A 24,437-nucleotide genomic window follows, 5' to 3' on the forward strand; every position below is an offset into this window, starting at 1 on the left:
TAAATAAAAAAGGTAATTAAGCTTTATGGGCATAGAGTCATTAATTGATAAGTTTCAAAAACAGCAACTGCAAGCGAACGAATTCAATCACTTAGCACATTTGAAGGTAGCATGGCATTATATTTGCAGTTACCAGCTGAACCTGGCAAAGGAAAAGTTTCACCGTGATCTAGTTCAATTAACTAAAGCTCTGGGTGCTGAAGATAAATATCACAGAAGTCTGACAGACTTTTTCCTTGACTATCTTTTGCATGTTAAATGGTACTTGCATACAGAGTCCTGGGCTGAGGTAGAGAGCGCTTGTCCATTATTGATTTCAGATGCAAAGACTTTAGTTGGTTATTATTACAGCGACGAAGTTATACAGTCGACAACAGCAAAAGAAAGCTTCATTGAGGCTGATATTATGCCGCTAGACAGAGCTAGCCTAAAGTTTGATGTGACTGATCTTCCTGTATTCGATGTTGCCGAGAAGAGTTCGCCAATCATTGTTTCGATGCCGCATCACGGGCAGTTTGTCCCTCATGATGTTTTGAGACAAATGACTGCATCTGCGTTGGACAGCGCAGATACGGACTGGTATCTGGTGCGACTGTATGATTTTCTGGACGAGCTGGGAGTCAGTCGAATCAACGCAAATTATTCGCGCTACCTTATAGATCTTAACCGTGATAGCGGTGGTGAGGTTTTATATAAAGGGGCAGATAATACAGAGCTTTGTCCCACGTCTACTTTTGACCTTGAGCCTCTATATGACGATGGGAAGGAGCCTCATGCGGACGAAATACAGCGTAGAATAGATCTTTATTGGAAGCCGTATCATCAGAAGCTGCAGCAGCTAGTGGATGAAAAGAAAGCCCAATTTGGCTACTGTTTGCTATTTGAAGCTCATACCATTCAGTCACATGTTCCTAGGTTTTTCGATGGCCAGTTACCGGACTTTAATTTTGGTACAAACGAAGGCGAGACAGTTAATCAGGACATAAAATCCTTGCTGAAATCTTTTGAAACGGAAAGTTATAGCAAAGTCATTAATGGTCGCTTCAAAGGTGGTTATATAACTCGAAACTATGCCAACCCTGATAACGGAGTTTTTACGCTTCAACTGGAGCTATCTCAAGCAACGTATTTAGATCAAAAGCATCGATTGTATGATTCCGTAAAGGCGGATAAAGTGGCTCATGTCATCCGTCAACTCTTAGTAGCCTTAAAAGAAGTTTTAGATAAATAAAACTAATCGATCGATTGGTTTTTTCATACTAAATATACAGCGAAAATGGTTCTATTTCACAGGTCTTTCACGTCAATAGGGTGTATCATTAATACGAAAACTAGTAACTAAAAGGTGATAAATATGCATAAGTTGTTAATGACCGTTTTTCTTTCTTTACTAGCGATGCCTTTGTTTGCAAAAGATATCACTATCAACGCTAATGATCAGTTGAAGTTTGATGTTAGCGAAATCAAGGTAAAGGCCGGTGAGGAGATAAAACTTACACTCAATCATACTGGCAAGATGGGTAAAAACGTCATGGGTCACAACGTGGTGGTATTAGCCGCAGGCACAGACGTTAAAGCTTTTGCACAAGAGGCTCAAAAGGCTAAAGATTCTGAGTATATCCCTGCAGGTACAGACGCTGTCATTGCTAACACCAAATTATTGGGTGGTGGCGAGAGTGATACTATCTCTTTTACTATCGATGAAGCCGGTACTTACGAGTATATTTGTACTTTCCCGGGTCATTACTTCATGATGAAAGGAACAATTATCGTTGAGTAAATAGTACTTTGATGTTAATTGAAAAAAGGCGCCTCGTGGCGCCTTTTTTTATTTGAATATTTTGCTTAGTGGGCTTCCCCCCAGCTGGTAGCTCAGCTGGTTGGGATGATCAATATCCCAGAGTGCCAGTTCCGCTTTTTTTCCAATTTCGAGTGAGCCGATCTGCTGATCCAGTTTCAAGGCCTTAGCTGCATTAATGGTCACGCCCTGAAGAGCTTCCAGTGGCGTTAAGCGGAATAAGGTACAGGCCATATTCAACATCAATAGCAATGACTGAGCAGGAGACGTTCCCGGGTTGCTATCAGAAGCAATGGCAATAGGAACGCCAGCTACCCGTAGTTCTTCTATTGGTGGCAGTTTTGTTTCACGTAAAAAGTAGAAAGCTCCAGGTAATAAAACAGCGACAGTACCGCTTTTAGCCATTTTTTGGATCGATTCTTCGGATAAGTATTCAAGATGGTCTGCTGAGAGTGCTTTGTAGTCAGCAGCAAGACCCGCACCCGATTGATCAGACAACTGTTCCGCATGCAGTTTTACCGATAAACCATGTTCCTGAGCTGCATTAAAAATCTTTTCTGTCTGCTCATAACTGAATCCTATATTTTCGCAGAAGGCATCGACAGATTCCGCCAGACCAAGCTCTGCAATCTTAGGCATCATTTCATTACAAACCAGGTTAATGTATTCATCAGGACTGTCTCTATACTCTGGGGGTAGGGCGTGGGCGCCAAGAAAGGTGGAGCTAACACGCACCGGGAATTTCTGCTGTAGCATTTTTGCTACTTTTAGCATCTTAATTTCATTGTCAGTATCAAGACCATAGCCTGACTTTATTTCAATAGTGGTAACACCTTCTTTCATAAAGCTTTTTAGTCTTTTAGCAGCGCTCCGAAATAAATCTGCTTCTGTAGCCTCGCGTGTGGCTTTTACCGTTGACAGGATGCCACCCCCAGCCTTGGCAATTTCTTCATAATCAGCCCCATTCAGACGCATTTCAAACTCATTAGCTCTATTGCCTCCGTAGACGATATGAGTGTGGCAGTCTATCAGACCGGGTGTAAGCCACTGGCCTTCTGCATCAATATATTCATCTGCTTCAAGTTCCTCATCATAAGCCCCAAGATAGCCGATAATACCGCCGTTGACGCCAATGCAGCCGTCCTCAATAATTCCGTAACTGTTATTCTCGTCTGAGTACTTTTCCGAGACGGTGGCAATATTAACGTTGTGAATAATGTAATCAAAAGGTTTTGTTTCGCTCTGGCTCATATTATGATCTCGGTAATCTTTAACTATTAGCATCCCCTTATTATGACAAGTATCCACCCTCAGCAGATTTTTGCAAAGACAGCGCTGCTTTCCGATGGCTGGCAGGAGAACGTGTTATTTGAACATGATTCTAATGGGCTTATCACAAAAATTAAACCTCAAACGAAAAAACCTGAAAATTTTAGTGGTAAATGTATTGAGGGAGCAGTTATCCCAGGGATGGTGAACAACCATTCTCATGCTTTCCAGTGGGCTATGGCCGGCCTGGGTGAGGCCAGTGGTGAAACTAAGGATAGCTTCTGGACGTGGCGCAAGGCTATGTATGGTTTTGTTGAGAAGATTGATCCAGATGACCTTAAAAACATTGCTAGCGCACTTTATATGCAAATGCTTAAGTCTGGATATACCTCAGTTGGTGAGTTTCATTATTTACACCATGACAGGACAGGACAGAGTTATGACAATCCAGCTGAAATGTCTTTACAGATATTTGAAGCTGCCAAAGACAGTGGTATTGACGTCACTCTGTTACCGGTATTTTACCGATACAGTGGCTTTGGACCTCAGGCGCCAAACGAGGGGCAAAAGCGCTTTATCCACTCTCAGGAGGCCTATGGGCGCTTGTTGGAGCATGTTCATTTACTGGCTTCAGAATATAACCAAAGCTATGGCATCGCTCCGCATTCCTTAAGGGCTGTTACACTGGACGATATTAAGTTTGCAACTCAAGCGCTTCGTTCTCAGTCAAAAACCGCACCAGTTCATATTCATATCGCAGAGCAAACCAAGGAAGTTAATGACTGTGTTGCGCATTATGGTGAGCGACCAGTGGAGTGGTTATACAATCATTTATCTCCAGATAACAGGTGGTGTCTGGTTCATGCCACTCATATGACTGACAGTGAAATTGCTACGGTGGCACAATCAAATGCTGTGATTTCGATCTGTACAACCACAGAAGCAAATTTAGGGGATGGCTTTTTCCCCATGATGGATTATAAAGCTCAAAATGGACGCTGGTCGGTGGGTAGTGATAGTCATATTTCAGTTAGTTCAACAGAAGAGCTTCGTTGGTTAGAGTATCAGCAACGTTTACGTCAGCTTTCTAGAACTGTTTTGGTCGAGGGTGCTCACTCTTCAACCGGTGAATGGCTGTGGACACAGGCAGCAGAAGGAGGAGCTCAAAGCTTACAGCAACCTGTAGGTAGAATTGAAGTAGGAGCTAAGGCAAACTTTGTTGAGTTAAATTCTGACTCTCTGGTTTTTGTGGGAAAAAATAGAAGCCAACTTTTGGATGCTTTTATTTTTAATCAGGCTGATAACAATGCCATTGCCTCTGTCTGGGTGGGAGGAACAAAAGTTGTAGAGAATGGTGAGCACCATTCTGAACAAGCCATTACTCAAGCTTTCAAACAAAGTATGACAGAGCTACAGAGAGCTTAGTACTCTTCCTAATTTCTTGGGGTCGACTGGTTTAGAAATAAACTTAGCCGTCCCCAGCTTTTGAAATATCTCTGACTCAGTAATAGAGTGATTATGGCTCACTATGATAATTTGAGGCTTCGATTCAAGCTCTTCTATTTCTTGCAGAAATTTATCAACTGTAAAAGATTGAGCGTCTTTTAAAAAGTCCGAATTAACTAATATTGCATCGTAATTATCGTGTCGCAGTTTTTGTAATATAACCTGCTTAGTTGTAGCTTTATCAACTTCTGCACCTAGCTTATTCAAATAACCTATGAGAACCATCTTATCAATAGGATCTGAGTCGTAGACTAATACTGATAACTTCACGCTTAGAGGTGCGATCGGTTCGGGTTGAACTTTATCATCGGGTAACTCAAGAGTGGTCAGTGGGAGTTCAAAACGAAACTCATCGCTAAAATAGAAGTATTCACCGCCAAATTTTCTAAGAATATGTTTGGCCGATATCAGCTGGATATTATTGCTCGACACTGTTACTGGAAGTTCCTCATCAAACTGAAACAAGCTTTGAGCTTTTATTGCCTTGATAAAGTCCGGAGCTTTTGATGAAAGAGAAATTCTCAAAACAGCACTAACTTGATAATCTTGCCTTAAATCGAAGTGTACATTCAGGTTATATCCCTGACAGATAGTTATAAGCTCCTGGAGCAACAACTTAAGCATTTGCTTAAATGCTTTTGCATCCGTTTCTATTTGATAGTTCATTCGATTACCACTGAATGAATCTTGCAATAGAGTTTTCTGCTCTTTAGCTTTATCGGATAATTCGGTCAGCGTTTGTGTAATGAGATCGCGGCACCATACTTTGTCTTTATCTTTTTGGACTGGGTGTTTTATGATGTCGTAAAATAACATCAAATTGTTAATTGAGGTGTTGAAGTCCTGCTGCGTAATAAAGCCAATAAACTCATGAAGCTCTGTGTTAGCATCAAGTCTAGCTTGCTGAACCTCTGATTTTAAAAGATTAAGCTGATGCCTCAAGTTTTGTGTTTTTATAACTTGGTGCTCTACGGCCTGAAGTAATTCTGAGCCTTCAGAAGTTTTGAGGTTGCTTTTGAATGCTTGATAGTTCTTAGAATCGTTAAGAATATCAATCAGTTTCTTCACGACTTTTTTCTGATGACCCTGCCTGAGCTTAAGGTAAATCCAGAAAATCAGAAGAGGTAAAATAAGAGCGATATTAATGGTAATCAGTGATGCTTTATTATTTTGGTGGCTGAAATTAAAAGGAGTAGCAGCAATTTGTATCTGCCCCAGCTTTCGGTCAGAGCTTTCTTGTTGGCTTAGTAGTCTTTCTGATAAATCGAGTTGTTGGGTATACCCTGATCTTTGAATAATGTCTCTGTTCAAAGTTTGTAGCTCTACATCTTGCGAGATCCCAACCAAGCCACGGTTATCGACCTGTGCTACAGTCGTGTCTTGATTATCGACTATCTTCACATACGCTATATCCGGGTTATTGCGTAAAGGGTATAGGGTTTGTTCTAAATCTGATTTATTACCAAAACTTAATCCATACTCGAGACCAGGACTTAAATTAGTAAAAATCAGCTCACATAGCTTACTTTGCTGGTTATCATGTGAAGATTCCTGATATTTATAAAAGATATAATTTACGGACGCTAGAACAATAAAAAAGGTTAGCGCATAAGCAAAGTTAAATTGGCGAGTGAATCTAATTTGTTTCAAGGATTGCCCCATCAACTACTGCCTCAAACCCTGAAGGCATCAGTTCATTGTGATATTTTTCGAGTATGTTTCTGAATGTACCTAAATGAGCCGCCGTTGTCTATGAGTTCAAGTATTTGATATTTAGGAAAAACTCGGTTTGCAAAGTGGGGAAGTGGAAGAGTTAGTTTATGTCATTACTTCTTGACCAAGGCGTATTTATCTCAACAGCAAAAAATTAAGCCGTTCGTATAGGTTTGCTACAGGATGTTTTTCTGCATTAAATATTATTTGCGTCCATGAAGCTCAGGACTGATTCAAGAGAATCAGCTTGGTCTTCCAACTCGACCCTGTTATCAGTGCCGAATGCACCGGACCAATTATCAGGTGGCGCAATTGGTGTCAGTTCCAGCTGCTCCCAGCTTGCTTGATCAATCTCTTCAATTTCACCGCTATAGTATTGAATTTCAATGCATTGTTCATCGCGATCAATTGCCACTACTTCAAAGCTAGCGTCTAAATCTAGTCTTTTATACCATTGCCCTCTTTCTGGATGAATGGTTTGTCCCATGTAACCTCCCAGTAGCTGGTACATTCCAACTACTTTTTAGTACTATCAAGACTAGCATATTGGTCAATAAATGTACCGATTCACGTTTGAGTTTGTCTATTGGTTCTGATTTTTTTCACTGCTTGCATATCCTAGCGGTGGCAATTGATTATGCTTTTACATACAATACGCCAAAACAACAGACCAAATGGTATGATAGTGTCAATTCAGGGATTTTTCCGTATTTTTTTTCTAACAGTATTCAGCTTAAGCTTTAGCCAACTCACAGTGGCTGCTGAATGGAGCGGAGTTGTTTCTTCAGAAGGCCGATATTTTTTTAAAGAGGGTGATTTTGGGCAAAAACAATCCGAATTCTCAGTAGCTCTGGAGCCTGAGTTTTATCACCGTTGGGAGGACTCAGACTGGAGTATTGTTTTCAAGCCTTTCTTGCGCTGGGATAGTCTTGATGATGAAAGAACTCATGCCGACATTCGGGAATTAATGTTGCGCTATGTTGGTGATGACTGGGAACTAAAGGCTGGTGTAAGTAAAGTATTCTGGGGGGTCGCGGAGTCACAGCACCTTGTTGATATTATCAACCAAACCGACTTCGTTGAAAATATCGATGGAGAAGACAAACTTGGGCAGCAGATGGTCGTATTATCAACTGAACAGGATTTCGGACTTATTGAGTTTTTTGTCTTGCCAGGCTTTCGTGAAAGAACCTTTGCTGACGAGGAGGGACGTTTTCGATTCCCTTTGACTATTGATGAAGATAATCCTATTTATGCCGATGAAGATGGAAAACAGCGTCTGGATGCAGCTGTTCGCTGGTCTCGCTGGGTTGGTGATTGGGATATTGGTGTGTCACATTTCTCAGGCACGAGTAGAGAGCCGCTTTTTGTGGTTGATGACTCCAATCCATTGCAACCGAAACTAAGACCCTATTACGTAACCATTGATCAAACAGCTGTTGACGTTCAGGTAACGAAAGGAGCCTGGTTATGGAAATTGGAAGCGATGACTCGTTCTGGATTTGGTGAGGACAGATATTGGGCATCCGTGGGTGGCTTGGAATACACATTCTTTGGAATCACTGAAAGTGGGGCCGATCTAGGAATGATACTGGAGTATCAATACGATTCTCGGGACACTTTACCGGGTGGGTTCGAGCAGCAGGATGTTGCGGTTGCTGGCTTTCGCCTTGCAATGAATGATATTCCTTCAACCGAAGCTTTATTGGTTTACTCGCAGGGAGAAGGGCAGAAGTTTGTCAATTTTGAGGCTAGCCGTAGGTTAGGTAATGATTGGAAAATGATTCTTGAAGCCAGAATGTTTTCAGTTGATGACGAGCAGCAGCCGTTCGAGAGCCAGCTATATCCGTTCCGTAATGATGACTACATATCTCTTACTTTTGAACGGTACTTCTAACTGAGCGTTGGTCATTACATTAATAAAGAGTTTAAGAAACAGCAGAGCTTATAGGATTAACTCTGCTGTTTTTTTAGCAGGTTGCCATTGAATTGTTATTGGTATTTGATGCAAGGTCGCAGCTTGTATCTCCGCCCATCTCGGAGGTCAAAATATAATTGAATATGTCATCCTCAATTCCTAACTTTAAAGCATATACCGCTCTATAAGTCATGACCTTTTTTATATAGATCCGTGTTTCGGTATAAGGAATACTCTCAATCCAAATATCTGTCGGATGTCTCCCAAATTTTTTCCACATATCAATTCTGTTTTTTCCAGCATTATAGGCGGCAGATGCATAAACCGGATTTTTGCTGAACTGATCATAACGTAGCTCCAGGTAGCGACTTCCCATTTCAATATTAATATCCGGCTTCAATAAATCACGACGTGAGCTGTATGGAATATTAAACTTATTTGAGTAAACCTTTGCAGTAGCGGGCATCACCTGCATCAGGCCATAGGCACCGGCAGGAGATACGGCAAGGGGGCCATAAGCACTTTCTTGACGTGACACCCCCATTAACCACTGAGGGGGCAGGTTAACTTTTTTCGCCATTTTGATGTAACTGCTTTTGAAGGCAGTAGGAAATCGGATATCTGTATCATCCCAATGGCCGGTTTTTGCGATGGTTAGAATCCCTTGGTTATACCATCCCCATGAGTGGGCGATTTTAGAAGCTGCCATTATTTCACTGTCGGAATTCAAGTTGTTTAGCAAGTAGCGCCATTCGCGAGTGGCATTGATGTATCGTTCAAGTTCAAAGAGTTCTTTTGCTCGCATTAGGTAATCGCTGCTTTTTACCTGTTTAATAACATCTGTATCGATAGTTACTGGTTCATGATTCAGCTTTAAGGGCTGGTTGAGCCTGGAGGCGGCCAGATATCCATAGTAATCACGCTTTTGAGCCAACTCTTTTAGCATGAAAGCGGACTCTTCATGCTGTCCTGTTTTTTCCTGAGCAATGGCATTCCAATATTTCCATTTATTGCTATTGCGCTGATCGTTCGGCAGTATCTGGAAAAGCTGTTTGATATTGTTCCAGCGTTCGTTTCTTAAATAAACCGCAAGCTTCCAGTGGCTAACTAAATCATCGCTAATGAAGCGGCTGATGTTTTTCTTATCCAGCCAGTCCAAAGCTTTTGAATTATTTTCAGTAGCCAGTGCTAAAAATAATGTTCTTTCAATATCATCATGGTGACCCTCAGCTAAAGGGATTCGATTTTTTGTATGCTGCCATACCCGGTAAGCTCGATCCCTATCTCCCCAGGCTAATTTCTTGATAGCGTAAACTAACAGTGGCGCTTCAAGGTTTGGGTCTTTACCAGGGAAGAAGTTGGTTCTATTAACAACACCAGGATCTTTTTTAACACGAATCCATAAGTCCGCTATATATTGTTGGTTGCGAGGTAAAAATCGTTTTAGGTATTTCAGTAAACCAATCGAACCCTCTTGAGCAGTTCTGTAAAAGCGGTGGTAAGCTACTTCCTCAGTTAGCAGACCCTTGTCTATCCAGCGGGTGAACAGACTATCGCAGGCTTTATCCTGTGACTTTGGCACGCTCCATAAATCCTCTATACGGTTAGAGAGGCTCTTGATCGAGCTTCCATTTTTCAGTTGATGTTTGAGAATTTTGCAGTCTAGTTCGGGATCACTACCATAACTATAGTACTGCTGCATCATGGCAATATGATTCTGCTTTCCTAGTTCTTGGGCAAAGCGGTATTTCAATCGGTTTGCCAGCGGGGTGTTACTGTATTCTGTTATAAAGCTATCTATATCCTTCTGATGTTTTCTACTGAGCTTATTTAAAAGCTCTTTATATTCTAGATAAGGGTATAAAGGATAATCCTTAAGTGCCTTTTTTAATTGCAAGTAAGTTTTCAGATCTCCTTTGGCAAAAGCTTTTTCCGCTGCCAGGAATGTCAGTTGCTCAGGGCTATTCTTAGAGTTAGCAAATGAAGCGGTTGAACCAATCACCGCAATAAAAATAAAGGTCAAAGATTTGGTTAGCACAGTTTCTGGTCCCTGATTAATCCTTAAAAGAGATAGAACATTTATTATGTCCTATTTCTATGGTGTGTTGAGTAAAGAAATGTAAGATATTGGTCGATAATCGAACATTTCACTCTTCCATTAAGCAAACTGATAACTACTTCTAAATTTATACTTTGTCTGCCCCTGGTGCAATTCTAATTCCCCACTTAAACTGGTTTATCCAGTGGATTTTACTTGTTTTTCTGCAGTGAATTGTAATAATGTGTGCGCCTTTGCGGGGGCTTGGACTGAATAAGCTCCCTCATTACGTTATAATGGTATTCAGTCACAAAAATATTTAGGTAGGTTTATGGCTAAAGGTACAAAGTATAAAGCGCGTCCAATGGACGAAGATGGTTTTATTCATTACACAGACGAAGAGCATCAGATTTGGAGCGAGCTTATGGCTCGTCAAGAAAAGCTGATTCAAGGTCGTGCCTGCCCTGAGTATTTCGAAGGATTAGATAAAATTAACCTTCCGAAAGACCGCATTCCACAGCTGGAAGAAGTCTCCAGCGTCTTGCGTAAAGAAACAGGTTGGGAAGTAGCCTGGGTTCCAGCTCTGATTAACTTTGATAAGTTCTTTGCTCTGTTGGCCGATAAAAAGTTCCCTTGTGCAACATTTATCCGTACTCGAGAGGAGATGGATTATTTGCAGGAGCCAGATGTCTTTCATGAGATATATGGACATACGGCGATGTTAACCAATCCTTATTTTGCTGAATTTACAGCAGCTTACGGTAAACTTGGTTATGAAGCGAGTAAAGAAGATCGTGTTTATTTGGCCCGACTCTATTGGTTTACTGTTGAGTTCGGTTTGATTAACACAGCTGAAGGTCAGCGTATCTATGGTGGTGGTATCTTGTCTTCTATCGGTGAAACACCACATAGCTTGGAAGACCCGGACGTTATCCGTGCTCCTTTCGATCCCATCGAAATGCTACGTACGCCATATCGAATTGACATTATGCAACCAAAATATTTTGTCATTGATGACTTTAAACAGTTATTCGATCTGGCTAATGACGATGTCATGGGCATGGTCAAAGAGGCTAAGCGTCTAGGACTGCGTGAACCTCTGTATCCTCCGAAGGAAGAGCAGAAGGCAAGCTAATTCCAAAATATCCATATTGGCAGCCCGCGAGATTGTGAAATATCGCGGGCTGTTGCATAATATGGGGATAACTAAAGCTTTGAAATTGCTTTAAAATTTGGTTATATGTTACTGAATCTTAATAAACAACTCATCCCAACGTTTATCGTTGCGGCACAAATACGCGCTCAGTGGAGCAAAGCGTAGGATTATTTGTTTCAGCGTTACTTGTAAATTTTTGTCTTTTGGTCGTTAAACTGCGTATTTAGTTGGTTTGTTTTGATACTAGTAATATGACATGACCTGATAGCAGGACCAAAAGGAACCTAATTCCACCTCGACAATTGAGGAGTTAATAACATGACAGATACTACTTTTAATCCACTTGGAACTGATGGTTTTGAGTTTGTTGAATATTCCGCACCTGATGCAGCTGGCGTCAAGAAACTGAAAGAACTTTTTGAGCTTTTGGGCTTCACAGAAGTTGCCAAGCACAAGTCAAAAGAAGTTTTCTTATATCGTCAAGGCGATATCAACTTTCTGGTCAATGGTGAATCAGAGGGTTACTTCAATGAGTTCAGTCAGCAACATGGGCCATGTGCCTGTGCTATGGCGTGGCGTGTAGAAGATGCTCAAAAGGCATTCGAGTATGCTGTAGAGAAAGGTGCAAAGCCTTTTGATAGAGACGAGCACAGCTCGCACCCTGGCGTTTATGGCATTGGTGGTTCAGTACTGTATTTCGTTGATAAATGGGGCAAAGAAGACAACATCTATGATGCTGATTTCGACTTCTATGAAGGCGTAGAGAAGTTCCCTAAAGGTATGGGCTTGCATACTCTTGACCACCTTACTCATAACGTTAAACGTGGCGGTATGGATGTATGGGCGACTTTCTACGAGAATATCGCTAACTTCCGTGAGATTCGTTACTTTGATATCGAAGGTAAGCAAACTGGCTTATTCTCAAAAGCTATGACGGGTCCATGCAACAAGCTTCGTATTCCTATCAACGAGTCTGCCGATGATAAGTCACAGATCGAAGAATTCTTAAAAGAGTACAACGGTGAAGGTATTCAGCACATCGCACTGGCAACTGATGATATCTATGGCACGATCGAGAAGCTTCGTGAAGGCGGCATGGATTTCATGGATACTCCGGACACGTATTACGACATGATACCTCGCCGTATCCCAGAGCATCACGAAGATGTTGATATGCTTAGAAAAAACCGCATTTTGATTGATGGTTCTCTGGATCATGAAGAAGGAATTTTGCTACAGATTTTCACTAATACTGTGATTGGTCCTATCTTCTTCGAAATCATTCAGCGTAAAGGTAACCAAGGCTTCGGTGAGGGTAACTTTAAGGCGTTGTTTGAATCTATCGAGCTTGATCAGCAGAAACGTGGAGTAATTTAAGATGCGTAAATGGATTGCTTTCCCCCATAAGGAAGGAACCATTTCTCGCCAAGCTCATGCGGACTTGCCTGAAGAGGCACCGTATGAGCGTGAAGCGGGCCGAAGTGGTTTCTTCGGTCCAACGGCTCACTTCCATCACAAGAACCCGCCAACCGCGTGGGAAAAGTGGGAAGGGCCGTTGCGTCCGCGTGCCTATGACTTAAATGAGCTGGATAAAAACTCTAACTCCCCATGGGGCGCAGAGAACCTGCTTTATAATGCTCACTGTAAGTTCCGAATCTGGAACTGTAATGAAGCTATGTTGAACCTGGCCCGCAATGGTGATGGTGACGAGCTACTATTCATACACAAAGGGCAGGGTGACCTGTTTTGTGATTATGGTCATATGGAAATCCGTGAAGGCGACTATGTAGTTATTCCTCGTGGAACAATGTGGAGAATAGAGCCACAAGAGCCAATGACCATGCTCTTAATTGAGGCTACAAATGATAGCTATCAATTACCAGAGAAGGGCTTAGTGGGGCCTCAGGCTATTTTCGATCCGGCTATGCTGGATGTGCCGAGCATAAACGATAAGTTTAAAGCGCAGCAAGACGAAACGCCATGGTCCGTCGAAATAAAACGTCGTGGCCAGTTATCTAGAGTGAAGTATAACTATTCGCCGCTGGACGCTATTGGCTGGCATGGTGACTTATCAGTCGTTCGTATTAACTGGCGTGATATTCGTCCATTAATGTCACATAGATACCACCTGCCACCATCAGCGCACACGACGTTTGTAGCGAGTCGCTTTGTGGTTTGTACTTTTGTACCAAGACCCATCGAGTCTGATCCCGGGGCTTTAAAAGTGCCGTTTTACCACAATAACGATGACTTCGATGAGGTTCTTTTTTATCACGCAGGGGACTTTTTCAGCCGTGATAACATTGATGCAGGTATGGTTACTTTCCACCCCTCAGGCTTTACTCATGGTCCGCATCCAAAGGCTTTTGAAGCAGGTCGAAAATATGCTAAGAAAGAAACAGATGAAGTGGCAGTGATGCTTGATACTCGCGATGCTCTGGAAGTGGGTGATGCGATGGCAGGAGTGGAAAATCCAGATTATTGTAATAGCTGGAAAGCTTCGGAATAGCAATTAACCGCTTTTCTGTGCAAAGTGTGATATTTAGCGTACTCAGTGAGTGTCTATTACTTATCTTTAGGCCTCACTCTACTGCGCTGAATGCCTTGCTTAAGCTAATGAATCACACTATTAGTAATCTGAGTGACTTAAGCAATATAGCCTAAGCGGTTGAATTTAGTGTTATTGATGCCATATCACTGCTATCAATAACAGAATACATACAGAATTTAGGAAATTATTACATGAAATTAGCTACGTTAAGAGACGGTTCTCGTGATGGCCAGCTAGTGGTTGTCAGCAAAGATCTAACAAAAGCGACGAAGGTTGATTACGTTAGAACCTTACAGGCTGCTTTAGACGAATGGGACAGTTTTAAGCCTAAGTTAGAAAAAACCTATCAAGAGCTTAATGACGGTCAAATCGAAGGCGCAATGGACTTTGACCAAGAGGTATGTGAATCACCGTTACCTCGCGCTTATCAGTGGGCTGATGGAAGTGCTTACGTCAACCACGTTGAACTGGTCCGTAAGGCTCGTAACGCTGAAATGCCAGAAACTTTCTGGACTGATCCGTTGATGTATCAAGGTGGAAGCGACGCTTTCCTTGGACCTCGTGACACTATTAAAATGGCGAGCGAAGAGTATGGTATTGATATGGAAGCAGAAGTTGCCGTCATTACTGGTGATGTGCCTATGGGTGCTACGCCTGAGCAGGCTGAAAAAGAGATTCGCTTATTGATGACAGTGAATGACGTATCACTACGTAATCTAATCCCGGGTGAGTTAGCAAAAGGCTTTGGTTTCTTCCAGTCTAAGCCTTCATCAGCGTTTTCTCCTGTTGCAGTAACACCTGATGAGTTAGGTGACAAATGGGACGGCAAAAAAGTCTTCCTACCACTAATAACTCATCTTAATGACAAAGAACTGGGACACCCTGACTGTGGCGTGGACATGGTATTTGACTTCCCTACATTGGTTGCTCATGCCGCTAAAACTCGTCCTTTATCTGCGGGCTGTATCGTTGGTTCGGGTACAATTTCCAACAAAGATCGTACTGTAGGTTCATCATGCCTTGCAGAAGTTCGTATGCTGGAAATCATCGAGAATGGTAAACCTTCTACACCTTTCATGCAGTTCGGTGACAAAGTGACAATCGAAATGTTTGATGAAAATAACCAGAGCATTTTCGGTCAGATTAACCAAGTTGTAGAAAAATACGAAGCATAATAAGAGTTAAATAAGGAGCGGGTTTATGTTGAAGCTTTACAGCTATTGGCGTTCGACTGCGTCATTCCGAGTGCGTGTCGCTTTAAATATCAAGCGGTTGTCGTACTCTATTTTACCAGTACACCTGGTCAAAGATGGCGGTGAGCAGCATAAACCCGAATACTCCGAAAAGAATCCGCAGGAGCTGGTGCCCTTATTGGATGATAATGGCAAGATCCTGAGTCAGTCGATGGCGATTTGCGAATACCTGGAAGATGCATTTGATGGACCAAATCTATTACCGAGTGAACCTTTTCTGAGGGCTAAAGTCAGAAGTGTATGCCAAGTGATAGCCTGTGATATTCACCCTCTAGATAACTTGAGAGTTTTGAAGTATCTAAAAGGAGAACTTAAAGTTAGTGATGAGCAAAAACTAACTTGGTATGCGCATTGGATTCATGAAGGTTTTAAGGCCTTAGAATCGACTCTGGTTGAGTATAAAGAGCAAGGCCCATTTTGTTTTGGCGAAGAGCTGACTTTGGCTGATGTCTTTTTAGTCTCGCAGCTGTACAATGCACGCAGATTTGAGGTGTCACTGGATGATTACCCTCGATTGGTAGCAATAGAGCAACACTGCTTATCTTTGGACGCTTTTAAAGACGCGCATCCAGATTCGCAACCAGACGCAGTGTCATGAACACAAAAAACTGACCATTTAGAGCCAAGAGAGAATTGATGAAGCTTTTAAAGACAAAAACTATACTTACACTAAGTTTATTAACAGTATTTTCGAACTTACAGGCTGCACCTTATGAAATTGTCGACCTGGGAGGGCTTGATGGTAATGCGAGCGTTGCGCGAGATATCAATGAAGCTGGGGTATCTGTTGGTTATGCAAACGGCCCTTTAAAAGATAATGGCTTTAGAACGTTTAATTCTCATGGCGTTCAGTTTGACGAATCAGGGAATATTGATTTTGGCGTTTTAACTGATGGGACGATCAGTGATGCATTTGGAATAAATGATGCGATGGTTGCTGTTGGCCTTTCAAATGAAATTTCTGAAGTTGAGGAAAATGGTGTTGTAGATACAGTATCAAGTAACTTTGCCGTTATTTTTGAAGGGGGCGTTGTTACTAAAATACCACCTAAAGATAGACTGAACGGAACAACTGCCTACGCCATCAACAATAATGGTCTTATATTGATTTCGGGTGATTACGATGTCGATCCGGAAGATGACACTGGGCCTGTAGAAAGAGGATTTGTTTACGATAGAAATAATGACACCTACTCAATGGCTATCCCTATTTCAGATGGTGCAAACAGAGCTTCTGCGCTAACGGACATTAATGATAGCAACCAAGTCATAGGTTTTTCTGTTGCGATTGTTAACGATGTTAATACCGTTAGGTCTTTTATTGCTTCAGCCGATGATTTAAGCCAACTAACGGAACTGCCAACTATTAATAATCGTGCAATTTTTGCCCAAGGCTTAAATTCCAGCGGTGAAATTGTAGGCAATACATTTATAGACGGCACAAGGAATCAGTTTGAGGCTTTTTATATTGATTCAAATGCTGCAGAGCCCGAAGTTAATTTGTTAGGATTCTTTGAGCCTGAGTTCAATCATTCACAAGCAAATGACATCAACAATAACGGGCAGGTAGTGGGACGTGCTTTAGTTTCATCACCTACGTTAGGTGAGTTTGCGGCCTTCCTTTACGAAGGTGGCGAGATGAAAAATTTAAATGAGTTAATTGCTTGTAATACCGGATGGAAACTCACAGAGGCTACTGCAATCAATGACTCCGGACAAATCGTTGGTTTTGGATCTATTGATGGGGAAGTTCGTGCATTCCGGCTAGATCCTACTGGTGGAGCTGTAGAAGAGTGTGGTACCGATAATTCACGTTCTGGCGGTGGGAGCTTCCCATACGTCATGGTAGCACTACTGGCGCTATTGGGGATTAGAAGAAAGTACAGTTAAAGAATTGAACAAATAAAAAAGCCTCCATCTGGAGGCTTTTTTTTTGGCTTAAGTTTTACATATTTGGATAATTTGGTCCACCGGCACCCTCAGGTGTTACCCAAGTGATATTCTGACTCGGATCCTTGATATCACAGGTTTTACAGTGAACACAGTTCTGAGCATTAATCACAAACTGTGGATTGTTCCCGTCATCATCTCGTACAACTTCGTAAACACCAGCAGGGCAGTAGCGTTGAGCTGGCTCATCGTATTTTTCTAGATTTACTTCGATCGGAATATTTTTATCAGTCAGTTTTAAGTGAACAGGCTGATCTTCTTCGTGGTTTGTATTGGAAATAAATACTGAAGATAGTTTATCGAAGGAGAGCTTTCCATCAGGCTTTGGATACTCAATTTTTTTGCATTCGTCAGCGGGTTTCATTCCAGAGTAATCTGGTTTTGGATCACTTAAGGTCCACGGTAACTTGCCATTAAAAATATTGATATCAATAAAGGCGTAGGCCGAACCAATGAAGTTGCCCCATTTATGCTGTGCAGGACCGAAGTTTCTTTGCTGGTGCAACTCCTTCCACGCCCATGAAGCTTTGTAATTGTCTGCGTATTCAGTTAAATCCTGATTATTGCGCTCTTCTGAAATTGCTTTAATAACTGTCTCCGCAGCAATCATACCGGACTTCATAGCTGTATGAGTCCCTTTGATTTTAGCGAAGTTCAGGGTGCCTGCGTTGTCACCTATTAATAAACCTCCGGGGAAGGACATTTTTGGCTGCGACTGAAGACCACCTTTTGTGATGGCTCGGGCGCCATATGAGATCCGCTCGCCTCCCTGAAGGAATTTCTTAATTTCTCTCTGGTGCTTGAAGCGCTGAAACTCATGAAAAGGGCTTACGTGAGGATTGGAGTATGATAGGTCAGTAATCAGACCTACTGCAATCTGGTTGTCTTCAATATGGTAGAGGAAGCCGCCACCTGCTGAACCTGACTCACTCAGAGGCCAACCAGCCGAATGAACTACTAAGCCTTCCTGATGCTGCTCTGCTGGAACTTTCCATAACTCTTTAATGCCAAGTCCATAATGCTGAGCTTCGCAATCTTTATCTAAATCAAACTTAGAGATCAGGTCTTTACCCAGGTGACCACGGCAACCTTCAGCGAAGAGGGTATATTTTGCGTGAAGTTCCATTCCTGGCATATAGCCATCTTTCTTTTCACCATCTTTTCCAATGCCCATGTCGCCGGTAGCGATACCTTTAACAGAACCATCGTCGTTATAAAGCACTTCCGCTGCAGCAAAACCCGGGAAGATTTCAACGCCAAGGGCTTCAGCCTGTTCCGCAAGCCAACGGCATAGGTTACCTAGACTGATAATGTAATTACCAGAGTTGTGCATGGTTTTAGGAACGAAAAAGTTTGGGACTTTGGTGGCTTTTTCTTCGTTTTTCATTAGATAGATGGAGTCGCCAGTGACTTTAGTATTAAGTGGCGCACCTTTTTCTTTCCAGTCAGGAATTAGCTCATCGATTGCTCTCGGCTCTACTACTGCACCCGACAGGATATGAGCTCCAACTTCAGAACCTTTTTCAACCACACAAACCATTAGCTCCTGATCATTCTCCTGGGCTAGTTGGCGTAATTTGATGGCCGCTGACAGACCTGAAGGGCCAGCACCGACAATCACGACATCAAACTCCATAAATTCGCGTTCCACCTAGATCTCCTCTTAAATTGTTTAAAATTCGCTCAAAACTGGCTCAAAATCACTATTAGCTATTGACCTTACGCCAGTAAAACGTCACCATTACGCCCTATTTTACAAAAGATAGGCGCTTTGGTCGTCTATTTTGGCAAGAATTATACATACGATAGGGTTTTCATGAAAATTCTAGTTGCAATTAAACGTGTTATCGACGCGAACGTAAAGGTTCGTGTAAAGCCGGACAATAGCGGTGTAGAAACTGCTAACGTTAAAATGTCTATGAATCCATTCTGTGAGATTGCTGTTGAAGAAGCTGTGCGCTTGAAAGAGCAGGGCGTTGCTTCGGAGATTGTTGCGGTATCGATTGGCAACCAGCAATGTCAGGAAACGTTACGTACGGCATTGGCGCTAGGTGCGGACAAGGCTGTGTTAGTAAAAACTGATGATGATCTTGAGCCGTTAGCTGTAGCAAAGACTCTTCAAAAAGTCGTTGAACAGGAAGAGCCGCAAATGGTTCTTCTCGGCAAGCAGTCGATTGATGGTGATAATAACCAGACTGGTCAAATGCTTGCAGCACTATTGGGCTGGGGTCAAGGTACTTTTGCCTCTAAAGTCGATATGGAAGAAGGCAAAACACAAGTTACTCGTGAAATTGATGGCGGTCTTCAGACTATCGAGCTGAAGCTTCCAGCTGTTATAACCACAGATCTCCGACTAAACGAGCCTCGCTTTGCTTCATTACCAAACATTATGAAAGCCAAGCGTAAGCCTTTAGATGAGATTGCTTTGGCAGACTTGGGCGTAGATACAGCGAATCGTACAGAAACGCTAAGTGTAGAGAACCCACCAGAGCGTAGTGAAGGCATAAAGGTAGAAACTGTTGCCGAGTTGGTTGATAAACTGAAAAATGAAGCAAAGGTGATCTAAATGACGACTTTAGTAATTGCAGAGCACGACAATAGCGAATTACAGGCTTCGACATATAACACGATTGCTGCAGCTTCCCAGCTAGAAGGCGAAACAGTTGTGTTGGTTGCTGGCCACGATTGTCAGTCAGTAGCAGACCAGGCCGCTAAAGCTGAAGGTGTAGATAAGGTATTACTGGCTCAGGCTGAGTTCCTTGAGCATCTGTTAGCAGAAGACGTAGAGAAAGCAGTGATGGCGCAAGAGGGTGATTATTCACATATCCTTGCTCCAGCATCTACTTTTGGTAAAAACATGATGCCTCGTATTGCTGCGCTTCTAGATGTACAGCAAATATCAGACATTATCTCCGTTGAGTCTGCCGATACTTTTAAGCGCCCTGTATACGCTGGTAATGCTATCGCAACGGTTAAAAGTAATGACAGCAAGAAAGTCATCACTGTTCGTTCTACTGCGTTCGATGCTCTATCGACAGAGGGTGGTTCAGCAGAGATTGAAACTGTTTCTGCAGGCTCTCACACTGAGCTGAGTAATTACGTTGGAGAAGAGCTGACAGAATCAGAAAGGCCAGATCTTGGTACAGCAAATGTAGTTGTGTCTGGTGGTCGTGGCATGGGTAATGGTGAAAACTTCGAAATGCTTGAGACCTTAGCTGACAAATTGGGTGCTGCTGTCGGAGCGTCTCGTGCAGCTGTTGATGCAGGTTTCGTGCCAAATGATTACCAAGTTGGCCAGACAGGTAAAATTGTTGCACCTGAACTTTATATTGCTGTTGGTATCTCTGGTGCTATTCAGCACTTAGCAGGTATGAAAGACTCTAAAGTTATTGTGGCAATTAACAAGGACGAAGAAGCACCTATTTTCCAGGTTGCTGATTACGGCCTGGTTGAAGACTTATTTAAAGCAGTTCCAGAGTTAATTGAAGCCCTGTAACTTCTAAAGTAATCAAGACATAAAAAAACCGCCATTTGGCGGTTTTTTTATGTCTGGTAGATAGTCGAGAATCTTTATGCAGCGTTTGTTGACTCAAAGATTTTATCAGCGCTTGCTGCAACAAACCCTTGGTACAGTTCTCCATTTTCCATTGGGAAACGCTCAGCAAACTCGTAAAAGCACGAGCGGATAGGGTGTTTTCCACCATTAAATTCCCAGCCAACAATATTTGCCATAGTTGAGCTCTGCTTCAGGCATACTTCTTCGTTGCCTTTAATTTCGCCGCCGCTACTGTTAAGTTCGAAACCTTTATCTTTCAGGAATTGGTTAACAGCCTCAATGTTATCCATGCCTCTGAGCTTATTGATAGACACGGTGAAGTGGTTTGCTCTCAGTCCAAAGGCTGCAAGCCAGGCAGCATACTCACTTTCTTCGAGTAAGCGCTCATAGGCTTCACGAGTAATTTTACCCCACGGACGGGATGGTAAACTTAATCCATTGTTTCTGATATTCCAGTTAGCTTCAGCAATCAAGCCACGGCAAAACATTTGCAACTCTGGAGAGAACTCTTCAAGCAATAATTCACTGACGAAAATTTTTGGTGCATCCTCATCAGTCTTATGTTGGAAATGTTTGGCGAACAACTTTTTTTCTTCAAAGTGATACTCGCCAGCAGGTTCATAACCAAACTGTGCCAGGTGGTTACCAATGTTCTCTAAGTTAATTGCGCCTTCATTGAAAGTACGAAGGGCAATATGATCATTGATAATTGTGTCATCTCCTAGCGCCTTAAATTCTTCATGAATTGCTTTTGCGTCAGGAGTAATTGCTAAATAATCGTTCCACAATGCTTCAAATAGAGCTTTGTGATTCTGAGTGCTCATAACTAATTAACCTACTTGTTTTAATGAGTCTGGTAAGAGGACAGACCAATTGTACAATCTTTAGCCTGTCCTTTTCAATATTTGAGGGACTTATATGGAGATGAGTTTTAGAATTTAAAGGTCTTTTACACTTTTCATGAAGTGCTTGAAGACCCCTGGCGTTGCGGCAAGTATACTTTTTGATTTTTCCTGGTAAGGATTGCCTTTGACATCGCCAACGAATCCTCCGGCTTCTTTTACAATCAGTATTCCTGCCGCTGTGTCCCACTCACTGAGACCGAACTCCCAGAAACCGTCAAGACGGCCCGCTGCAACATAGGCAAGGTCGAGCGAGGCAGCACCCGCACGGCGCATATCGACGCATAACGGGAAAATGGTCTCAAAGTAACGAAGGTACGACTCCAGATTTTGGTTACCGCGAAATGGGAAGCCGGTTGCAAGCACTGCATTATCAAGCCTTTTCTTCTCGCTAACTCTAATTCGGGTATTGTTCAGTTGGGCGCCACCGCCGTTCTCCGCGGTAAACATCTCATCTTTGATCGGATCATAAACAACGCCAGCAACGGTTTTGCCTTTGTGCTTTACGGCGATAGAAATTGCGAAGTGGGGGATGCCCTGAAGAAAGTTTGTGGTGCCATCGATAGGATCGATAATCCAGACTGTATCGCTCTCACCTTGTGCGCCACTTTCTTCAGCTAGTATGGCGTGATCTGGGTAGCTGTGTTTGATGGCATCAATAATAATTTCTTCGGCCTGTTTGTCTATATTACTGACAAAGTCATTAGGACCTTTGCTCTGAGCAATGATTCTCTCTCTATTTGCAAATGCCTTAGCAACGAAACTTCCAGCACGGTTAGCCGCACGCACGGCAATGTTTTTGTACGCATTCATATTGATACCACCAAAGTCAAAGAACGATATGCCCAGCAATGTCTGGACAAAAATTGAGCGCTTGCTCAGAATTGTTGCGAATCATAGCAAATGTTCTGGTGTATAAGAAGTACAAAAAGAAGGTTTTTTTTAGTATTTATAGCCATATTGGTAGGGTTATTTGGAGCGCTCTGCTAATATAGGCGCTTGTATCTTATCAATTTTTTGTACTCATGGCAGATTTAGACCAAGCCACAATTTTACAGCAAATTAAAATCGTTCTCTGTCAAACCAGTCATCCTGGGAATATTGGGGCTGCAGCCAGAGCCATGAAGACCATGGGCTTACAACAGCTGGTGCTGGTAAATCCAAGGGACTATCCATCTTATGAGGCTACTGCGCGCTCATCAGGAGCCACAGATATTCTAGAGGATGCTAAAGTGGTTTCTACTTTAGAAGAAGCTATAGGTGACTGTCGCTTAGTCATAGGAACCAGCTCCAGAAATAGAGCATTACCCTGGCCAATGGTTGAGCCTCGCGAAATAAAGAGCATAGTACAAAATGAACCCTCTGCATTACCTGTTGCCATTGTTTTTGGCAGAGAGAGTACAGGCTTATTGAATGAGGAGCTTCAGTTGTGCCACTATCATGTCAATATTCCTGCAAATCCCGATTATATGTCGCTGAATCTTGCAGCGGCCGTTCAGGTTATATGTTATGAATGTCGGTTATTAGCTCTCGAGCTTAAAAATTCGTTAGAGTCTGCTACTGAAGAATTGTCTGTTGATGATAGTGAGCGTAAGGCTACTGTTGAGCAGACTGAGGGTTTGTATCAGCACTTTGAAAGTGTCATGATTGAAACTGGTTTTTTTGATCCTGAAGAGCCAAAACTATTACCAGCCAGACTTCACAGGCTATTCGCAAAATCGCAATTAACAGAAGCGGAAGTGAATATATTAAGAGGATTTTTAGCCTCAATGGGAAAACACATTAAATATCACACAGGCAAGAAGGATAGTGGGGAGTCGTAATGTTTACGCGTATCAGAGAAGATATCAAAAGCGTCTATCACCGCGATCCGGCGGCGCGTAACAATTTTGAAATTCTTACTAATTACCCGGGGCTACATGCTATCTGGTTTCATCGTTTATCCCACAGGTTATGGAAGGCCAATTGGAAGTGGCTAGCACGCACATTGTCCACGCTAGCCCGCTGGCTAACAGGAATTGAGATTCACCCTGGGGCCAAAATAGGGCGACGGTTCTTTATCGATCATGGCATGGGAGTGGTTATCGGAGAAACTGCTGAGGTGGGAGATGACTGTACCCTTTACCATGGAGTGACCTTAGGTGGTACCAGCTGGAAAGAAGGAAAGCGACACCCAACTTTAGAAGATAATGTTGTGATAGGCGCAGGAGCTAAAGTGCTGGGTCCCATAACTCTTCACAAAGGTGCCAGAGTTGGTTCTAATGCAGTGGTCAATCGAGATGTGCCAGAAGATACGACCGTAGTAGGTATCCCAGCCAGACAAGTTTCAAAACAGAAAGATACTGAGCAAACGGTCTTTGAGGCTTATGGTATCAGTACCCAGCAGCAAGATCCTATCTCCCAGGCAATTCGAAGCCTGCATGAGCATTCTAGAGCAGTAGAAAAGCAGATGCATTTGATCGCCTGTGCTTTACAAAAGCAAGGTATCGATTGCACAGAGCTTGAATTACCGGATGTTGACTGCGAAGAGTTGCGCCGATTTGATACAAATGGACAGCCACCTTCAGACACAGAAGACAACCCTGAGTCGGGAGACAAATCTTAATCTAAGTCCTTGATTTGCAAATAATGAGAATCAGTTGCATTTAACCCAGTGCTGAGCTTGGTATTTATAGTTATCAATCCGCCGCCCACCTATTAGATACACTAATGCTTTCGATTTAATATTATATATTTCAATAGTTTATTGGCTGATCAGTAGCTGTTCCTGCTTGTTTGCTAAAGTTGACTAAAATACTCGGGTATGAGATCATTAACTCATTGAAGT

General features: G+C 42.5%; 21 protein-coding genes. 14 read left to right on the top strand and 7 right to left on the bottom strand.

Annotated features, from left to right (window positions below; translation table 11 throughout):
- The first annotated feature begins 25 nt into the window (after positions 1 to 25).
- Complete coding sequence (hutG, locus tag KS2013_RS04835; protein ID WP_083217790.1) at positions 26 to 1,231, top strand: N-formylglutamate deformylase; 1,206 nt, start codon at positions 26 to 28, stop codon at positions 1,229 to 1,231.
- Positions 1,232 to 1,354: 123 nt separating this feature from the next.
- Positions 1,355 to 1,780, top strand: coding sequence for an azurin (gene azu, locus KS2013_RS04840; protein ID WP_068990544.1), 426 nt, complete (start codon positions 1,355 to 1,357; stop codon positions 1,778 to 1,780).
- 48 nt (positions 1,781 to 1,828) lie between these two features.
- Here azu and hutI read toward each other — a convergent pair whose 3' ends face one another.
- A complete protein-coding gene (hutI, locus tag KS2013_RS04845) occupies positions 1,829 to 3,049 on the bottom strand; it encodes an imidazolonepropionase (protein WP_068990552.1) in 1,221 nt (406 codons plus the stop codon).
- A 42-nt stretch (positions 3,050 to 3,091) separates the two neighbouring features.
- Here hutI and KS2013_RS04850 point away from each other — a divergent pair, with 42 nt between their 5' ends.
- Complete coding sequence (locus KS2013_RS04850) at positions 3,092 to 4,492, top strand: formimidoylglutamate deiminase (protein ID WP_068990555.1); 1,401 nt, start codon at positions 3,092 to 3,094, stop codon at positions 4,490 to 4,492.
- Here KS2013_RS04850 and KS2013_RS04855 read toward each other — a convergent pair.
- Entirely contained in the window at positions 4,478 to 6,223 is a 1,746-nt protein-coding gene (locus KS2013_RS04855; RefSeq protein WP_068994405.1) for a response regulator, read from the bottom strand. The two genes, KS2013_RS04850 and KS2013_RS04855, sit on opposite strands and share 15 nt — an antisense overlap.
- A 259-nt stretch (positions 6,224 to 6,482) precedes the next feature.
- The gene (locus tag KS2013_RS04860) at positions 6,483 to 6,773 is read right to left on the bottom strand and encodes a DUF6763 family protein (protein ID WP_068994407.1); all 291 of its coding nucleotides are present in this window, start codon (positions 6,771 to 6,773) and stop codon (positions 6,483 to 6,485) included.
- A 192-nt stretch (positions 6,774 to 6,965) separates the two neighbouring features.
- Here KS2013_RS04860 and KS2013_RS04865 point away from each other — a divergent pair, with 192 nt between their 5' ends.
- Positions 6,966 to 8,183: an HMG-box domain-containing protein gene (locus KS2013_RS04865; protein ID WP_068990556.1), complete on the top strand. Its 1,218-nt coding sequence runs from the start codon at positions 6,966 to 6,968 to the stop codon at positions 8,181 to 8,183.
- A 73-nt stretch (positions 8,184 to 8,256) separates the two neighbouring features.
- Here KS2013_RS04865 and KS2013_RS04870 read toward each other — a convergent pair whose 3' ends face one another.
- Positions 8,257 to 10,242, bottom strand: coding sequence for a transglycosylase SLT domain-containing protein (locus KS2013_RS04870; protein WP_156768967.1), 1,986 nt, complete (start codon positions 10,240 to 10,242; stop codon positions 8,257 to 8,259).
- A gap of 331 nt (positions 10,243 to 10,573) precedes the next feature.
- Between KS2013_RS04870 and phhA the strand changes: the two genes are divergently transcribed.
- The 6 genes from phhA (at position 10,574) to KS2013_RS04900 (ending at position 17,092) form a co-directional block, all read left to right on the top strand.
- The gene (gene phhA / locus KS2013_RS04875) at positions 10,574 to 11,377 is read left to right on the top strand and encodes a phenylalanine 4-monooxygenase (protein WP_068990557.1); all 804 of its coding nucleotides are present in this window, start codon (positions 10,574 to 10,576) and stop codon (positions 11,375 to 11,377) included.
- A 339-nt stretch (positions 11,378 to 11,716) separates the two neighbouring features.
- A complete protein-coding gene (hppD, locus tag KS2013_RS04880) occupies positions 11,717 to 12,775 on the top strand; it encodes a 4-hydroxyphenylpyruvate dioxygenase (protein ID WP_068990561.1) in 1,059 nt (352 codons plus the stop codon).
- A gap of 1 nt (position 12,776) precedes the next feature.
- The gene (locus KS2013_RS04885; protein WP_068990566.1) at positions 12,777 to 13,907 is read left to right on the top strand and encodes a homogentisate 1,2-dioxygenase; all 1,131 of its coding nucleotides are present in this window, start codon (positions 12,777 to 12,779) and stop codon (positions 13,905 to 13,907) included.
- A 233-nt stretch (positions 13,908 to 14,140) separates the two neighbouring features.
- The gene (locus KS2013_RS04890) at positions 14,141 to 15,124 is read left to right on the top strand and encodes a fumarylacetoacetate hydrolase family protein (RefSeq protein WP_068990569.1); all 984 of its coding nucleotides are present in this window, start codon (positions 14,141 to 14,143) and stop codon (positions 15,122 to 15,124) included.
- A 25-nt stretch (positions 15,125 to 15,149) separates the two neighbouring features.
- Positions 15,150 to 15,800, top strand: coding sequence for a maleylacetoacetate isomerase (gene maiA / locus KS2013_RS04895; protein ID WP_068990571.1), 651 nt, complete (start codon positions 15,150 to 15,152; stop codon positions 15,798 to 15,800).
- Between the two features lie 38 nt (positions 15,801 to 15,838).
- Positions 15,839 to 17,092 carry a DUF3466 family protein gene (locus KS2013_RS04900; protein WP_068990572.1) on the top strand — a complete coding sequence of 418 codons (1,254 nt, stop codon included), beginning with the start codon at positions 15,839 to 15,841 and terminating at the stop codon, positions 17,090 to 17,092.
- Between the two features lie 55 nt (positions 17,093 to 17,147).
- On the opposite strand, the gene KS2013_RS04905 is transcribed toward KS2013_RS04900, so the two are convergent.
- A complete protein-coding gene (locus KS2013_RS04905) occupies positions 17,148 to 18,803 on the bottom strand; it encodes an electron transfer flavoprotein-ubiquinone oxidoreductase (protein WP_068990577.1) in 1,656 nt (551 codons plus the stop codon).
- 165 nt (positions 18,804 to 18,968) lie between these two features.
- On the opposite strand from KS2013_RS04905, the gene KS2013_RS04910 reads away from it, so the two are divergent.
- Positions 18,969 to 19,718, top strand: coding sequence for an electron transfer flavoprotein subunit beta/FixA family protein (locus KS2013_RS04910; RefSeq protein WP_068990579.1), 750 nt, complete (start codon positions 18,969 to 18,971; stop codon positions 19,716 to 19,718).
- On the top strand, positions 19,719 to 20,648 hold the full coding sequence (locus KS2013_RS04915) for an electron transfer flavoprotein subunit alpha/FixB family protein (RefSeq protein WP_068990587.1): 930 nt from the start codon (positions 19,719 to 19,721) through the stop codon (positions 20,646 to 20,648).
- A gap of 74 nt (positions 20,649 to 20,722) precedes the next feature.
- Here the strand turns inward: KS2013_RS04915 and KS2013_RS04920 are convergent, their stop codons facing one another.
- Positions 20,723 to 21,532: a DUF1338 domain-containing protein gene (locus tag KS2013_RS04920; protein WP_068990590.1), complete on the bottom strand. Its 810-nt coding sequence runs from the start codon at positions 21,530 to 21,532 to the stop codon at positions 20,723 to 20,725.
- Between the two features lie 114 nt (positions 21,533 to 21,646).
- Positions 21,647 to 22,423, bottom strand: a complete 777-nt coding sequence (locus KS2013_RS04925) for an inositol monophosphatase family protein (protein ID WP_068990594.1) — start codon at positions 22,421 to 22,423, stop codon at positions 21,647 to 21,649.
- 236 nt (positions 22,424 to 22,659) lie between these two features.
- Here KS2013_RS04925 and KS2013_RS04930 point away from each other — a divergent pair, with 236 nt between their 5' ends.
- Positions 22,660 to 23,433, top strand: coding sequence for an RNA methyltransferase (locus KS2013_RS04930; RefSeq protein ID WP_068994410.1), 774 nt, complete (start codon positions 22,660 to 22,662; stop codon positions 23,431 to 23,433).
- Positions 23,433 to 24,215, top strand: coding sequence for a serine O-acetyltransferase (gene cysE / locus KS2013_RS04935; RefSeq protein WP_068990597.1), 783 nt, complete (start codon positions 23,433 to 23,435; stop codon positions 24,213 to 24,215). Before KS2013_RS04930 ends, cysE begins: the two co-directional genes overlap by 1 nt.
- Positions 24,216 to 24,437 lie beyond the last annotated feature (222 nt).

This window comes from Kangiella sediminilitoris, from assembly GCF_001708405.1.
Classification (GTDB): Bacteria; Pseudomonadota; Gammaproteobacteria; order Enterobacterales; family Kangiellaceae; genus Kangiella; species Kangiella sediminilitoris.